Raw genomic sequence first — 15856 nt, forward strand, 5'->3', positions numbered from 1 at the left:
TCGAATGTTGTGATGCTTTGCGTCTCGGGCCAGGCCACCCTTCGGGTTCGGCCACCACAGGGGGGGCGGGCACCTTTGTGGCGATCGGGTCCCAACGGCCTGTGCCTTGGTATACCATGTACGCCGTTCACGAATACACCCCACACCGCCGCACAACCCAGAAAGGCCCCCATGGACACCACCTTCAGCCACATCAAAGCCGTGTTCTGCGATATCGACGGCACGCTGCTCACGAGCCAGCACACGGTGTCCCCGCGCACCGTGGCGGCGATCCGCGCCCTGCGCGAGCACGGCGTGCTCTTTGGCCTGTGCACCGGGCGCGACGCCCATGCGACCGAGGCCATGTACGAGCTCTGGGGCATCGAAGGCCTGGTAGACGTGATGGTGGGCTGCGGTGGCGCCGAGGTCATCGACCGCGCGCACGACATCAACGAGCTGAGCTATCCGCTGCCGGGCGAGACCATCGCGCGCATCTGCGAGCACATGGCGGACCTTCCGGCAACGCCCGTCTGCCCCCGAGACGGCGTGTTCTACGTGCCCGAGAGCAACGCGTGCGTCGAGCACCTGTCGCGCGTCGATGGCGTGCCCTACCAGGTGGTCGATTTTGCCGAGTTTTTGCGCGAGCCGCAGCCCAAGGTGATGTTTACCATGGCGCCCGAGGTAATGCCGCGGGTGATTGAGCGGGCGTCGACGTTTGCCGACGACACTGTTAAGGCGGCGGCTCTGCAAACCACGCAGCGGCTCTACGAGTTCATGGATCCGCGCGTGTCCAAGACGCGCGGCCTTGTGCGCGTGGCGGAGCTCAACGACATGGAGCTCCAGGACATCTGCGTGTTTGGCGATGCCGATAACGACACCTGCATGGTGGCTGACGCCGGCGTGGGCGTGGCCATGGCAAACGGCAGCGACGCCACCCGTGCCGCCGCCGACTTTGTAACCGCGAGCAACGACAAAGACGGCATCGCGATCTTTATCGAGGAGCATCTGCTGTAGCGCCGGGGCAGAACCACCGCAAAGGGAGCAGGCTCCTTTGCGGTGGTCTCAGGCGATTTGGGCGAATTGATGCCTAAAATCTGCGCGAAAACCCAAATAACGTTGTCTGAACATTACGCTTCTAACCACCGATGAGTTGAAGATATTCCCATCAATTTGGTAGTCTATTCATCCCGGCTAATGACCTACCGTTCACGGTCGATTTTCGACCGTTCACAGGATGCTTGCTCTTGAGCAAAATGTTGTGCAAATAAATAAAATGCTATTAAAAAACTGATAACTAACTTAATTACCAGTAGAAACAGATTTTTTATAGCGAATAAAAGAAAGTAAATCTGAGTAAATGTCAAGAGAATTGAGAACTGGCTACAAAAATGTCGGTTTTGTTGCTCGGATGTTTAAACAATAGTTACAATAGTATTACTATGCGAGCGCAATTACAGATTGCGCAGATACGTTTGATAGTGAAAGAGCAAGATCGCGGTCTCTTGGGGAGGAGACATCGATGAAAGCGAATTCAGAAAAAACTAAGCAGAGTAAAAAAGCGACGCGCCGTGTACTGGCAGGCGTTTTGTGCGGAGCCTCCGTTTTGAGCCTGGTACTGTCGCTCGTCATGCCTCCGATCTCGCAGGCCATTGCAAACGATGCCCAGACAGGTTCTACCGAGGCGACCGTTGCAGACGCGAGCGCTTTGGGCGAGGACGCCGGTGCAGACGAGAACGTTTTGGGCGAGGAGACCAGTGCAGGCAATTCCACGGGCAAAGACGCTGAAGACCAGAATAGCAACGACGCCGAGGGCGACGAAACCTCTGGTGACGCTGCCACGGTAGGCCTTTCGTCCGATGATGCGGTCGCCAAAAGTGCCGAGCAGCCTGCGGATGATGGCGCCAATGATGAGAATGATGTCATGCCGACCGCAGCGGACGGCTTTACCGAGCTAAATCAAAACAACATCCATAATCAATTCGGAGAAGACGGAACGCCTGGTAGCTACCGTCTCACTGAGAATCTTGAGTACGCGGGCACTATCACGCTCAACCATGGCGAAACCGTAATTGACCTTAACGGCCACAAGATTATACATACAAGTGAAAATCAATCCCTGTTCAATATCACCGGCGGTGCAACGTTAACCGTCATGGACAGTCAGCAAGCTCCAGTGGACAATCCGATCGCCAGCGACTTTGCATGCTCCGACAGCACACTCAGCAAAAATGCCAACCTTGCCTCTGTGGTTTACGATGAGACTTCTAAAATTCCGGACAAGCTCATTTATTACGTAACTGGATCGTCTGTTAATGAAGACGGTACCAGCACTACTGAGGCTCTTTATAGACACGAAGTGACTATCGGTGGTGCCATCGTGGCGCGCAACAGCAGCAACAGAGTGAGTCTCATCAATCTCAATGGTGAGGGCTGTACGTTTAACCTTCAGAGTGGCGTGCTTACTCAAGAGGAAAATCGCAACGTTGGTCACCTTATCCATGCCGAGAATCGCTCTATCGTCAAGATGAGTGGCGGATACGTTTGTGGTGCTTCTGTGGGCAGAGATGGTGCTGGTGCTGGAATTGCTGTCATTGGCAACTCAACCCTGGAGATCTCTGACGGCGTAATCGCTGGTAACTATGCCCCCAGTGGCGGCGGCGTTTATGCCATGAATTCTACGGTAAACATGGTTGGCGGTATTATCTCCGGCAACGGTACAAATCAGGATCAACGCGGTTATGGCGCGGGAATTTGTGCTGAGAACTCTAGTGTGACCATTACGAATGGTTACATCACCAATAACAAATATCAGTTCTACCAGAACACTGATTCGACGGGGTGGAAGCATCTCGGTAACGGTTGCCACGGTGGTGGCGGCATTGCTGCCTTTAGCCAGTCTGAAGGACAGAAAATAGGCAGTTTGGTTATTAGCGGCGGCTACATCACGGGCAACTACTCTGCCGAGGCCGGCGGCGGTATTTATGCTGGCGCTTGGAATCGAGCTCTTTCCGGGTTTACGTTTTCTGGTGGAATCATCGCCAGCAATGTGGCGCAAAACTCAGAGGGTGGTGGCATCCGTATCGCTGCGCCTACAGTTGGCGAATTTAATGTGAGCGGCACGAAAGCCTACATCACTAACAATACGACCAATACCACCAACGACTGGGGTGGCGGCGGCGTGTTCGTTCAGGGTAGTAGTGACCAAGGCATTAAATCGGCGAGCCTCTATATATATAACGCGCTGATTACCAACAATCATGCCAATGGCTTTGGCGGCGGGTTTGCCGCTTGCCCGACTGGTAAGACTGCCATTACCGATACCAATGGCATCGCGATTTACGGTAATTCTGACGGTAGACCTGACGGTAGGGGTTATAACCGATCGGGTGGCACACACGAAAAGACCGATGACAAGGATTGGCGCCCTAACCACGAAGGCGGCGAAATAACTGAAGACTTTAAAAAAGCCGGTCACCAGGATCTTTTTCTTATTCGCGATAGTGCTAACGCTGAATCGCTGCCGTATATCGCTGCCGTAACGGGACAGATGCTTGGTGGCGGAGCTGCTAACTGGTCGGGCACGATCGACAATAATACACGAACGTCTATCGGCAAGTACGAGGGCGCCCAAGCTAAGTACATGATTGGCCTCAAGGCAAATCCTTTCCCCGATGATCAAGGGCTTGCCGTTAGTAAAGCCACGCTCTTCATCACGCACAACAGTTCCAACGTCCACGGTGGCGGAATCATGACCAACGGAGACGTTGTCGCCGGCTTCACCGCGCAGGTGAGTGTGTATCCCAAGATGAAGCTCAACGGCATTAAGAAACTGACGGGCCGCGCGCTCGAGAAAGACGAGTTTGAGTTCGAGCTGCTCAAGCAGAATCCGATTGTTGACGAGAATGGCAAGCCGATTGTTGACGAGAATGGCAAGCCTTTATACACAGTTCCGAGCTTTGACTCCAAAGATAAGCTTCAGCTCAATGGCTGCTCGGTTGTCGGTACGGTGAGAAACGACATAGATGGAAATTTCACCTTTGATCTGGGTGAAGTTTATGCCGATGACGCTCTTGTTTACTACTTGGTAGAGGTTCCGGACGCGAAAAAGGGCGTGACTTGCGACGAAAAAATCTACAAAATTGATCCTAAGGTTGTGCCGGATGAGGGCAATTCGCACTGGGTGCTTGACATTAAATACGAGTATTACAAAGTCGAGAGCGTTTCGGTAACGGTAATAAATGAAGATTCTGGCGCAAATCCGCCAGAACCAGCAGCCATCGCAGCAACTGAAGGCGAAAACGCTGTTATCGTTAAGCTTACCAGTGGTGCAACTTTCACCAACAAGTACGACTCGAAGGGCTCCTGGACGCCTGCAGCGACTAAGGTCGTTGAGGGCGGCGAGATGAAGGAGTTTACGCTTCAACTTGCGAAAGACAGCGAATTTAAAAACATCATCGGTACTGCCGTGACCTCTGGTAAAGATAAGACGCAGACGCTTTCGTTCAAGGGCACCACAAATAAAACGGTTGAGCTCGAGTACTCGCTCTCTGATATCAAGGATAATCCCGACGACTCGGGCGACTCCACGGGTGGCCCTTCCAAGACCTTCACGTACTACGTGCGTGAGATGGACGAAAGCACGACCTATCCGCATTACAAGTTCGATCAGTCGGTCTATCGATTTGATGTCACGATGGCGGACCAAAAAGACGGAACAATCAAGGCTACGAATGTAACCTACACCAAGATCAAGGACGTCCGCGGCAAGGATGTTGCCGACCCGAAGCCCATTAACTTTGACAGTACCAAGCCCGAGTCCACTCCCACCTTCACCAACACCTACTCCACCTCTTTGCCCCTTTCTGGTATGTCGGGCGTCACTCTGACGTACCTTGCCGGCGCGGCGGTGCTTTGCGCTGCTGCGGCCTGGATGCACATTCGTCGCAAGGCGAATGCGAAGGGAGGTAAGCGTCGTGAATAAGAAAGTTTGCTCCTTCCCGATCTTGTTTGCGCTGCTTGCCCTCCTGATCGGCACCTGCGCGGTTGTGTTCCCCGCTTCCGCGCAGGCCGCGCCGACCTCGACCGGTTCCATCACGGTGAGCGGCACCGTGGCGAGCAGCTACGACGCCTACCAGATCTTTAGCGCCAACGTCGTCGACGGCGACAGCGACGCCAAGATCGCCACCGACCTCGCCTGGGCAAGCGACGCCGCGCGTGACGCCGCGCTGCCCGTGCTGCGCAGCGCCGGCATGCCCAATTCCCAGACCACCGCGCAGGAAGCTGCCGAGTGGCTCAACACCGATTCCCACCTTACGAGCGCGCTGAGCGCACAGCTCGCTCGTTCCCTCCAGAGCTCTGGCGCCGTGTCCGTGGCCCTTAACGCGGGCACGACGGCCGGGCTGCCCTGCGGCTACTGGCTCATCGTCGCAGACGACGACGCCATTTCCCAGAACGAAGTCGGCACCGCGCCGATCATGGCCCTGGTGGGCGGCAGCGCCGTCAGCGTCAAGCCCAAGGCCGCGACCCCCAAGGTGTCCAAGCACGTGCTGGAGGACAGCGCCGCCGCCTGGCAGAAGGCCGCCGACGCCACGGTCGCCGACGACCTGTACTGGCGCCTCTCTGCCACGGTCCCGTCGGGGCTCACGGCCTACGACACCTACACGGTGCGGTTCGTCGACACCATGAGCGCGGGGCTCGACCCCTCCAAGGTGGCCGCGAGCATGCGCGTGTACGTGGCGGCGGGTGCGGACGGCGGCTTCGACGCCGTCTCGGCCGGCAGGGACGGGCGCGCCGGCACCGAGCCCGCGAAGGGCTGGACCGATATCACGGCCCAGTGCGCCACCAAGGTAGCGGCCGACGGCAAGACCTTCACCGTGCGCACCGGCGACCTCATCGCCGCGCTCGGCGGGACCGAAGCCTTCACCGCGGGCGCCCGCGTGGTCGCCGTGTACAACGCGCCGCTCACCAGCGCGTGCAACCACGGCATCGCGAAGGGCAACCCCAACGAGGTCTGCCTGCGCTACCCGCGCTCTCCCCTCGCCGACCAGTCCGGCGATGCCGGCTTTACCCGCACGCCGAGCGACGATGCATGCGCCTACACCTGGGATCTCGCACTCACCAAGCGCGGCAGCGACGGCGACAAGCCGCTTGCCGGGGCGGTCCTGAGCATCGCCGATGACCGTGGTCGCACACTGGCGGCCGACGGCACGTGGGATGCGGAGGGCAAGGCCACCGTCACCACGGGCGAGGACGGCCGCGTGACCGTCTCGGGCGTGGACTCGGGCAAGCTGGAGGTCCGTGAGCTCAAAGCGCCCAAGGGCTACACCGCCTTTGAGGGCACGCGCTCCGTGACGGTCAAGGCCGAGGGCCTGGACGTCGACCAGGTGGCCGCCGCCAAGCCTAAGCTCACCATCACGGCCGAGTCGCCCCTGCGCGCCGACAGCGCGGACGGGTCGACGGGCAGCCTGGAGGCTTCGCTCATCAACACGCCCACCGGCACACCCCCTAGCATTACCACCGGAGGCTTTATGCCCTCGACTGGCGATATGGCAATGTACGCCGCGGCCGCCGCAGCGGTCGCCGGAGCCGCGCTCATCGTGGTCGCGCTCCTGGTCAAGCGGGGAGGTGGCAGCCATAAAGAGTAGCTGGCAGCCCCACAGAGAGCGGGGCGAGACGTAGCGAAGTAGATGCTAAGACACAGACAGATGATGACCGATCGAATGAGTTACGAAGTAGAAAGCAGAGGAAAGAAGATGCACATGAACAAGAACATCGCACGCCTGGCAGTAACCGCCGGCCTCACAGCGGCGCTGAGCTTTGGCGGCGTGATGGCCCCGGTGACCATGGCGTTTGCTGATGATACGCCTGTGGCTACGACGAACGGTAATGTGACGATCAATGATGACGGCTACGCGGGTACGACCTATAAGGGCATCAAGATTTTCTCCGCTACGGTTACGCAGGATCAGACAAGCACCGATGTTTGGGACTCTACCCATGAGAAGACGCTGTCCGATATTAAGTGGGCATCGGATGAAGTGAGGGATGCCGTCAAGAACGTGTTTGCGGGTAACGCTTATGCCAACAAGCCGGAGAATGACGACGCTCAGGCATGGGCAGAGTTCATTAAGGAACAAGCAGGTTCCGATAACGTTAGCGAGGGTGCCAAAGTTAATGCGGACAACAAGCTGAACGTGATTGCGGAGAAACTCATAAACACCAAGGGTCTTGTGTGGACGGACCTTGTCAACCAGCAAACTAAGAAGTTGGATGCCGGCTATTGGCTTTTCGTGACCAACCAGCCGTGCTCGACTAAGGATAACAATAAGACCAATGGTAATGTTGACGCGTTCACCTCACCGATTTTCACCATCGTCGGCGGCGCCGATGTGAATGCGGAGCCCAAGAAGAGCGTCCCCAACGTGACCAAGGCCGTCAAGGACGACGCACTGCATAGCACATTCGGTGACTTTCTGAACCCCAATAAGGCCGCTGACTCAGCTATGGACGATTGGGTCGATTATAAACTCGCCGGTACGGTTGCGAGTAATATCAACACCTACAGCACCTACACGTACACCTTCACGGATACGCTTCCCAAATCCATGACGCCCAAGTTTAAGGATGACGGCACGACGCCCGATGTCACGGTCAAGATCGGTGGTACCGAGGTTAAGAATGGCTACAATGCCGGATACGATGACGGTACGCTGACTGTCAGCTTCTCCAATCTCAAGGGTTGCAAGGGTGAGGGCGACACTGCTATCCTGCTGAACAGCAACTCTGAGGTGACTGTCGAATACCAGGCTAAGCTCGACTCTAGCAAGATCTTTGATAAGGGCAAGATCAAAGAAGAGTTCAAGGATATGGTTGGTAAAGCCCAGATAAATAAGGTTACGCTGACCTATTCCAACAACCCACATGATGAGAGTGCTACGGGAACCACGGTTGAGCACCCTGCTTATGACTACACCTATGGCATCGATGTCACCAAGTTGGGCTCCGATAATAAAGATAAGGGGCTCGCGGGCGTTGAGTTCACGCTGCAGGAGCAGGGCGATGATGGTAGCTATATCAAGGCGGATGGCACCAAGGCGAAGGATAGCGAGCAGGCCAAACTGACGACCGACGCAGACGGCAAGATTAACGTTGTCGGTCTTGATGAGGGTACTTACGTCCTTACGGAGGTCAAGCCGGCGCCTGGATATAACAACTCCCACAGTGATGGCATCACGTTCACCATTACTCGCGGAACGCTTCCGGCAGACGATACGACTGTGGTCAACCCGGGCTGCACTCCTGCTCCTGGTACCGATACGAATCTCGTCAAGGTGGCTAAAACTAAAACCGAGGCAGCTGACGGCAAGGTGCACCTCACCGTCATCGATAAGAAGGGCTCCAACCTCCCGCTGACCGGCCTTAACGGCGTGACCTTCACTTGGATCGCTGGTGGCGCGGTGCTGTGCATCGGCGTGGCGCACCTCATCCGCAGCCGTAAGCAGGCTGAGGAGTCCGAGCAGGAGTAACGCTCGCTCACCCATCCCTTTGGCAGGTGGGATGTGATGGCCATGAGACTTGCGGACACTTTTCTCGTCCATCCACGTTCTTGCTTTGCCATTCTCTTTTCGGGGCAGACTCCACACTGGAGTCTGCCCCGTTTTTTTGGATAACGCAGCCAGCCTCCACCGTCCGATGCGGGTACGTTCGTCATCGCGTTTCTTGACTCGTATGAGGTTCGGATTAAGGTCCGTAGGCGCACGCGCGGTGCGGACGGTAGAAGGCATTTGCGCCGCAACAAGCGCAAATAAGAATGCCCGGGGTTAGAGGCCCGGGCATTTAACAAAAGCTGAAAACTAGGCCGCCCGCGCTCCCAAACATTTACGCGGGGTGCGTCGTTTTCTATTGACATTGTATCCCGAATCGCCCCGCCGATTCGGGACATTTTGAAAACGTAAATATGGGCTTAGGCACGAACGGAATCTCGTTAATTCCGAAAATTATGTATAATTCCAATATAAACTGGAATCAAACGAAAACGATGGAAATGAACGAAGCGCTAATCTACTTACAAGAAGCACTAGGGCTCTCCGCCAAGACCAAAACTTGGCCTGGATCCGCACGCTTGCCGCTGCATCTGCGGGCGATTGAGGTCCGCGCTGTTGACGCAAACGGTTTTTCGTTTTTGCTTGCAAGTTTGCCTACTGGCGTCGGGCTTCCCGAGGCTAAGAGAGTCTATAGTCAGCTAGCCTTGCGCGCGGAGACTCCTGTTGTCGTTTCGTTTCCTGATGCCGATGCACGTCAGCGCAAAGCATTGGTCGCACAAGGGATTCCCTTTGTCTGTCCCGGTAGACAGGCTTTTCTTCCATTTATGGGCACAGCTTGCACGGAGAGGGGCGGTGCCCGGTTTCGCAATCACGCGACCAAGATGTCGCCCAACGCGCAGGCTGCCGCAATCTGGGGAGCAACCCAGGAGCCATATCGTCCCTATGACCTTTGTCGTGCGCTTGGGATCTCGGCAAGCCGTGCGAGTGAGGCCATAACCGAGCTTGTCGACAGGGGGCTCGCGAGGCGCGAACGTTGCGAGCGACGTGTCGTCGTGCTCCCTGTCGCCGTTGATCTTTTGCTCAGCGAGCACATGGCAGAGCTCTCCTCGCCTGTCTCGAAGGTCTTTTTTGCAAGGAAGACGCCGAAGATCGACTATCTTGTTGACGCCGGGGAGACGGCGCTCGCCGCGCGTTCGATGCTCGCTGCACCGGGCATGGAACAAAAGGCCGTCTTAAGAAGTACATGGCGTCAACTGAGCGACCTCGAAGTCGCAGACGGCGAGTTGCCGGATAACGAGACGGCGATGATCCAAGTGTGGCGCTATGCGCCCGTGTTTGCCGGCTCCTCCCGTGTCGACGACATTTCGCTTGCGCTATCTTTGGCGGCAATCGACGATGAGCGAATTCAGCTCGAAGTCGATCGCATGTTTGGAAAGGAATATCCATGGCAAGAAGCGCTGTAGAAGGTCTCCAAGAATTTCAGCAGCATATGCAAGAAGCTGCAGGATCGTATGCCCTTATCGGCGGCACGGCATGCGACATTTTGCTCGCGGAGGCGGGGCTTTCATTCAGGGCGACTCACGATTTTGATGTGGTAATTGTCGCCGATGACCGGTTGCCTCAGACGGCGGAAGCCATATGGACTTTGGTGCGTGATGGCGGCTACCGCTGCGGCTGGGGCGAAGGTAAAGGCTCATGTTTTTATCGGTTTACAGAGCCTAAGAGGCCGGGTTACCCCCATATGATCGAACTCTTCGCGAAGTGCCCCGACTTTCTAAAGGGTCGTGAGGGGATTGATGTGGCGCCAATTCACGTTGATGAAAACATAAGCAGTCTTTCGGCAATTTTGTTGGACGATGCTTACTACAGCTTGTTCCTTCAGGGAATTCGGACCGTAGGCGGCGTTTCGGTCCTGGGTACGGAATACATTGTTCCGTTCAAAGCGAAGGCGTATCTCGACCTAAAAGCTAGAAGGGAAGCGGGGGAGAACGTTGATTCGAGGAAGGTAAAAAAGCATAAACGCGATGCGCTGAGGCTTGCTCAGCTGCTTGGCGAGTCGGAAGGCGTCGACCTACGCGGAGAACTGAAGGACGATATGCTTGCGTTTGTTAAAGATTGTGAGGTGGGCGACGTCAATCTGAAACAGATTGGGGTTGCGGGCGTAACGATGGCGCAGTTGCTCGAGACGATGAAAGCAACATATGGCTTGATTGGTTGAGTGGAGTTACGTGGCCCGGACGGTGCAGTCTAGCTGCGTTGTCCGGCGCATGAGCTCGCTAATCGGCTATTATTTGTTTAGACAACCTGAGCTGTAGAGGAGTGACCGGCGATGGTGCAGGGCGCCAAACATATGAAGAGCAATAACGCCGCGGACAACGGCGGCTCAAGCCCTCAGCCCAAACCTCAACCAAAGCCCAAGCGTCGCCGCAAGCGACTTCCGCGCTGGGCCGACCGGCTCATCACCATCGTTATCATCCTTATTGGCGTGGGCCTTATGACCTGGCCGTGGATCTTGGACCGGCTCGAAGCCTCGGGCGTGTTCAACCAGATCAGCACGGTGTCCAGCACCGTGGACGCGCTGTCTGCCGAGGAGCGCGAGCGCATCCTGCTCCAGGCGCGCTCCTTTAACGAGCAACTGGCGGGCGAGGCCACCGAGCTCCCCGCCGACCAGATCGAGCCCTATGCCCAGCAGCTCATCTTTGACCGCGACCCCATGATGAGCTGGGTCGAGATCCCTTCCATCGACGTGAGCATGCCCATCTACCACGGCACGAGCGAGGAGGTCCTTATGGCGGGCGTCGGCCACCTGGAGGGCACGAGCCTGCCGGTAGGCGGCGCCTCGACGCATTGCGTGCTCACCGCGCACTCGGGCATGCGCAACCTGAGCATGTTCGACGACATCCATTCGCTGGAGCCCGGCGACCTGGTGCTGCTGCACACCATGAACAAGACGCTCGCCTACAAGATGGTGGACTCCGAGGTGGTGCTGCCCGAGGAGATGGAGTCGCTGACCATCGAGCCCGGTGCCGACAAAGTGACGCTCGTCACCTGCACGCCCTACGGCGTAAACGACCATCGCCTGTTGGTGCACTGCGTGCGCACCAAGTACAGCAAGAAGGATGTCGACAAGCAAAAGTCGCTGGCCGGCCGCCACTGGGGCAAGCGCGAGTTTGCCGTGCTCATCGTGGTCGTAGCCATTGTGTTGTTGCTGCTGGACATCGTGATCCACGCGGTCCGCAAGCGCCGCAAGGCCAAGGCCTCGGCATAAGACATTCTCCAGAACCACCACAAAGGGGACAGGCACCTTTGTGGTGGTCGGGACTTCCAAACCATCACAACATTCGATGAAAATCGCGATTTTGGCGAAAAACATCGAATGTTGTGATGGTTTTCGTTGCGGGCGAGACGGCTTTCGTTACGGGCGGGATGCTTTTCGCTGTGGACGGTGCGGTTTCGTTGCAGAACCGCCGGCCCGCCGCCTGCCAACCGCCGCCCTCGATACGTTTTCGCTGCATTTGGGTAAAGCACCTGCTCCAAGCGGCGTTGCCTTGTATACTAGAGCGGTTTATCTGTTATGCGGAAGGGAGCGCCTATGGCACTCAGCGAGAAAGACGTGCGCGGCATCGCCGAGTACGCAAAGATCGCACTGACCGATGACGAGCTCACCCAGATGACGTCCTACCTGAACGACGCCGTCCAGATGCTCGAGCCCGTCTTGCAATATGACTTGCCCGACGTGGAGCCCACGTTCCATCCTATCGGAAGCCTGTCCAACGTGATGGGCGATGACCTGCGCGAGCCCGAGCGCGACCTGCCGCTCGACGTTGCGCTCGAAAACGCCGGCAGCGCGCGCGACCGCTACTTCCGCGTGCCGTCCATTTTGGGAGAGGGGGAGAGCGAGTAATGGCGCTAAGCTTCGATTCCCTTACCGCTGCCCAGATCGCCGCGGGCGTTGCCGCCGGCGACTTTACCGCTACCGAGGTGGCCCAGGCCTCCCTTGCCGCCATCGAGGCGCGCGAGGGCGGGGTCCAGGCATTCCTGCAGGTGTCGCCCGAACTTGCGCTCGAGGCCGCTGCGCGCGTGGATGCCGACCGTGCCGCAGGCAAGCCGCTGCCCCCGCTCGCGGGCGTGCCGCTGGCCATCAAGGATAACATGAACCTCGTGGGCACGCGCACCACCTGCGCTTCCCGCATGCTCGGGGACTACCAGAGCGTCTACACCGCTACCTGCGTCCAGCGCATGCTCGATGCCGGCTGCCTGCCCATGGGCAAGGCCAACATGGACGAGTTCGCCTTTGGCAGCTCCACCGAGAGCTCGGCGTTCCATCGCACCAACAACCCCTGGGATACCGAGCGCGTGCCCGGCGGCTCCTCGGGTGGCTCCGCTGCCGCCGTCGCCGCGGGCGAGGTCGCGCTCTCGCTGGGCTCGGACACCGGCGGCTCCATTCGCCAGCCGGCGTCGCTGTGCGGCGTGGTGGGCTTTAAGCCCACGTATGGCGCCGTGAGCCGTTACGGCGTGGTTGCCTTTGGCTCGTCGCTCGACCAGGTGGGTCCTTTTGGCCGCACGGTCGAGGATGTCGCGCTGGCCATGAACGCGCTTACCGGCGCGGGCCATGATCCGTACGACTGCACCAGCCAGGATTGCGCCGTCGACTTTACCGAGCATCTCAACGACAGCATCGAGGGCAGGCGCGTGGGCATTATCCCTGCGTTTATGGAGGCCGAGGGCCTGACGCCCGAGGTCAAGGCCGCTGTTCAGCGCGCCGCCCAGGAGCTGCAGAACCAGGGCGCCGAGCTGGTCGAGGTCGACCTGCCGCACCTGGACGCCGCCATCGCCGCCTACTACGTCATCGGCCCGGCCGAGGCGTTCTCCAACCTGGCCCGTTTCGACGGCATTCGCTACGGCTACCAGGAGGAGGGCTGCGCCAACCTGTCCGACCAGAGCTCGCTTTCGCGCGCCCACGGCTTTGGCGCCGAGGCCAAGCGCCGTCAGATGCTCGGCGCCTACCTGCTGAGCTCGGGCGTGTACGACAAGTACTACTACGCTGCGCAAAAGGCCCGCACGCTCATCACGCAGGACTACGATGCCGCGTATGCCAAGGTGGACACCATCCTCATGCCCGCCTCGCCGCGCACGGCCTTTAAGTTTGGCGAGATTAGCGATCCCACGCAGATGTACCTTTCGGACCTGTATACCATTTCGCTCAACATTTGCGGCAACGGTGGTATCTCGGTGCCGCTGGGCCTGGGCGAGGATACTCAGCTGCCCGTTTCTGCCCAGCTAGTGGGTCCGGCCTTTAAGGACCGTCAGCTGCTCACGTTTGCCCGCGCCCTGGAGCGCGGCTTTGCCGATGCCGCCACGGGTGCGCCCGCGCTTTCCGTCGCGCCCGATTTTGCCGGGAAGGGAGGCGAGCTGTAATGAAGGAGCTTTCCGAGGTCCTGCAGGATTGGGAGGCCGTGATCGGCCTGGAGATCCATACCGAGCTCACCGCACTCGATACCAAGATGTTCTGCAACTGCAAGCTCAGCCACGATGACGAGCCCAACGCCAACGTGTGCCCGGTGTGCCTGGGCCTGCCCGGCGCCCTGCCGGTGCCCAACAAGCGCGCCATCGAGAGCATCGTCAAGGCCGGTCTCGCCACCAACTGCGAGATCCAGCGCCACTCGATGTTCTACCGCAAGCACTACTTCTATCCCGATATGGCCAAGAACTTCCAGACCACGCAGGGTCCGGTCGCCTTTGCCATGTACGGTCACCTGGACCTGGACGTGACCGGTCGCGGTGCCGCCGAGCGCCCCGACTGCGCGTTTGGCGAGGCCGAGGCCCAGAGCCTGGCGAGCGCCTCGGCCAATGCCGAGGGCCTGTCCACGTCCATGACGTCGACCATGCGCGAGGGCAACCAGCGCGTCGGCCACCTGGCCAGCTACGACGCGTCCAACCTGCAGATGCCCGAGCGCCGCGAGGACGGTTCCTACACGGTGCCTATCCGCATCCTGCGCATCCACATGGAGGAGGACGCCGCCAAGATGGTCCACGTGGGCGGCGCCGAGGGCCGCATTACCGCCGCCGCCGAGTCGCTCGTCGACTACAACCGCTGCGGCACGCCTTTGATTGAGCTCGTGACTGAGCCCGATCTGCGCACGCCCGAGGAGGCTCGCCTGTTTATGGAGAAGCTCCGTCGCATTTTTGTGACGCTGGGCATTTCCGACTGCTCCATGGAGAAGGGCTCCATGCGTTGCGACGGCAACGTGTCACTGCGCCGCCGCGGCGAGACCAAGCTGGGCACCAAGACCGAGCTCAAGAACCTCAACTCGTTTAAGAGCCTGCATGACGGTCTTGCCTACGAGATCTGCCGCCAAGCCGAGGTGCTCGAGGAGGGCGGCATCATCTATCAGGAGACCCGCCACTGGGAGCCCAGCCGTAAGCGCACCGTGGTTATGCGTGTGAAGGAGACGGCCGACGACTATCGCCTGTTCCCCGATCCCGACCTAGCGCCGTTCGATCTGGACGACGAGTTCATCGACCGCTGCCGAGGCGAGATTCCCGAGCTGCCCGATGCCAAGCGTGCCCGTTTTGAGGCCGACTTTGGCATTAAGGCCGCCGATGCCGAGCAGATCGCTGGCGACCCGGAGTTCGCCGAGTTCTTTGAGGCGGCCGCTGCCGGTATGGCTGGCAAAGAGGCTCAGACGGTCGCAAACCTGCTGGTGAACGAGATGATCGCCTACCTTAAGGGCGCAGGCGTGTCGCTCGCCGAGTCCGGCATCGCGCCGGCTCAGGTGGCAGCGCTGGCTAAGCTGCTGGCGACCGATGCCATCAGCTCCAACCAGGCGCACGAGGTCTTTGAGGCCATGGCCCAGACCGGCGACGACCCCAACAAGATCGTCGACGAGCGCGGTATGCGTCAGGTGAGCGATGCCGGCGCGCTGCAGCCGATTGTGGACGAGGTGCTGGCAAACTGTGCCGATCAGGCGCAGCAGTATCGTGACGGCAACCAGAAGGTCATCGGCTTTTTGGTGGGCCAGTGCATGAAAGCGAGCCGCGGCAAGGGCAACCCGAAGCTCTTCAACGAGTTGCTGAGAACGTCGCTCTCGTAAGCGGGAACCGAGGGGCCGGGCGCAGGGCCTTGCCCCTCAATTTCGGACAGTCCTGACTCACGACGGGGGCGCCACTGGCGCCTCCTGTTCGTGCGGAACTCATTGAGAGGCAAGGCCCTGCGCCCGGCCCCTCGGTTCCGTGACGACTCGGCCGTTCGGGTCAGGTGGGGCGGAATGGAATAGAGTGAATGGGCGTGCCGTCGGCACGCCCATTGTTTTGTGGACGTGGTGCAGGGACGG

At 58.9% G+C, this 15856-nt stretch carries 10 protein-coding genes; all 10 read left to right on the forward strand.

The features are described 5' to 3' along the window. Window positions 1-171 precede the first annotated feature (171 nt). The 10 genes from AAAX75_RS07295 to gatB all read left to right on the forward strand — a co-directional run bounded on the left by AAAX75_RS07295 (window position 172) and on the right by gatB (window position 15616). Window positions 172-993 carry an HAD family hydrolase gene (locus AAAX75_RS07295; protein ID WP_349091622.1) on the forward strand — a complete coding sequence of 274 codons (822 nt, stop codon included), beginning with the start codon at window positions 172-174 and terminating at the stop codon, window positions 991-993. Window positions 994-1498: 505 nt separating this feature from the next. Next, window positions 1499-4960, forward strand: coding sequence for an FctA domain-containing protein (locus tag AAAX75_RS07300; protein WP_349091623.1), 3462 nt, complete (start codon window positions 1499-1501; stop codon window positions 4958-4960). Next, entirely contained in the window at window positions 4953-6623 is a 1671-nt protein-coding gene (locus AAAX75_RS07305; RefSeq protein ID WP_349091624.1) for a SpaA isopeptide-forming pilin-related protein, read from the forward strand. The genes AAAX75_RS07300 and AAAX75_RS07305 overlap by 8 nt, the downstream gene beginning before the upstream one ends. Window positions 6624-6737: 114 nt before the next feature. Continuing rightward, the gene (locus AAAX75_RS07310; protein ID WP_349091625.1) at window positions 6738-8504 is read left to right on the forward strand and encodes a SpaA isopeptide-forming pilin-related protein; all 1767 of its coding nucleotides are present in this window, start codon (window positions 6738-6740) and stop codon (window positions 8502-8504) included. A 512-nt stretch (window positions 8505-9016) separates the two neighbouring features. After that, window positions 9017-9985, forward strand: a complete 969-nt coding sequence (locus AAAX75_RS07315) for a hypothetical protein (protein ID WP_349091626.1) — start codon at window positions 9017-9019, stop codon at window positions 9983-9985. Beyond that, window positions 9967-10740 (forward strand): hypothetical protein, encoded by a 774-nt coding sequence (locus AAAX75_RS07320; RefSeq protein ID WP_349091627.1) that lies wholly within the window; start codon window positions 9967-9969, stop codon window positions 10738-10740. Before AAAX75_RS07315 ends, AAAX75_RS07320 begins: the two co-directional genes overlap by 19 nt. Before the next feature lie 132 nt (window positions 10741-10872). Continuing rightward, window positions 10873-11790, forward strand: coding sequence for a class C sortase (locus AAAX75_RS07325; RefSeq protein WP_349091628.1), 918 nt, complete (start codon window positions 10873-10875; stop codon window positions 11788-11790). A gap of 324 nt (window positions 11791-12114) precedes the next feature. After that, window positions 12115-12426, forward strand: a complete 312-nt coding sequence (gatC, locus tag AAAX75_RS07330; protein ID WP_055287082.1) for an Asp-tRNA(Asn)/Glu-tRNA(Gln) amidotransferase subunit GatC — start codon at window positions 12115-12117, stop codon at window positions 12424-12426. Further along, window positions 12426-13940 carry an Asp-tRNA(Asn)/Glu-tRNA(Gln) amidotransferase subunit GatA gene (gene gatA, locus AAAX75_RS07335; RefSeq protein WP_349091629.1) on the forward strand — a complete coding sequence of 505 codons (1515 nt, stop codon included), beginning with the start codon at window positions 12426-12428 and terminating at the stop codon, window positions 13938-13940. The genes gatC and gatA overlap by 1 nt, the downstream gene beginning before the upstream one ends. After that, on the forward strand, window positions 13940-15616 hold the full coding sequence (gene gatB / locus AAAX75_RS07340) for an Asp-tRNA(Asn)/Glu-tRNA(Gln) amidotransferase subunit GatB (protein WP_349091631.1): 1677 nt from the start codon (window positions 13940-13942) through the stop codon (window positions 15614-15616). The genes gatA and gatB overlap by 1 nt, the downstream gene beginning before the upstream one ends. Window positions 15617-15856: the final 240 nt, after the last annotated feature.

Source organism: Collinsella sp. CLA-ER-H7, assembly GCF_040092345.1.
Classification (GTDB): Bacteria; Actinomycetota; Coriobacteriia; order Coriobacteriales; family Coriobacteriaceae; genus Collinsella.

What these genes read in the sequence shown, in the direction of transcription:
- gatC (WP_055287082.1), top strand. Translation starts at nt 12,115, where the DNA reads ATGGCACTCAGCGAGAAAGACGTGCGCGGCATCGCCGAGTACGCAAAG.
- gatA (WP_349091629.1), top strand. Translation starts at nt 12,426, where the DNA reads ATGGCGCTAAGCTTCGATTCCCTTACCGCTGCCCAGATCGCCGCGGGC.
- AAAX75_RS07315 (WP_349091626.1), top strand. Translation starts at nt 9,017, where the DNA reads ATGGAAATGAACGAAGCGCTAATCTACTTACAAGAAGCACTAGGGCTC.
- AAAX75_RS07300 (WP_349091623.1), top strand. Translation starts at nt 1,499, where the DNA reads ATGAAAGCGAATTCAGAAAAAACTAAGCAGAGTAAAAAAGCGACGCGC.
- AAAX75_RS07320 (WP_349091627.1), top strand. Translation starts at nt 9,967, where the DNA reads ATGGCAAGAAGCGCTGTAGAAGGTCTCCAAGAATTTCAGCAGCATATG.
- AAAX75_RS07295 (WP_349091622.1), top strand. Translation starts at nt 172, where the DNA reads ATGGACACCACCTTCAGCCACATCAAAGCCGTGTTCTGCGATATCGAC.
- gatB (WP_349091631.1), top strand. Translation starts at nt 13,940, where the DNA reads ATGAAGGAGCTTTCCGAGGTCCTGCAGGATTGGGAGGCCGTGATCGGC.
- AAAX75_RS07325 (WP_349091628.1), top strand. Translation starts at nt 10,873, where the DNA reads ATGAAGAGCAATAACGCCGCGGACAACGGCGGCTCAAGCCCTCAGCCC.
- AAAX75_RS07310 (WP_349091625.1), top strand. Translation starts at nt 6,738, where the DNA reads ATGAACAAGAACATCGCACGCCTGGCAGTAACCGCCGGCCTCACAGCG.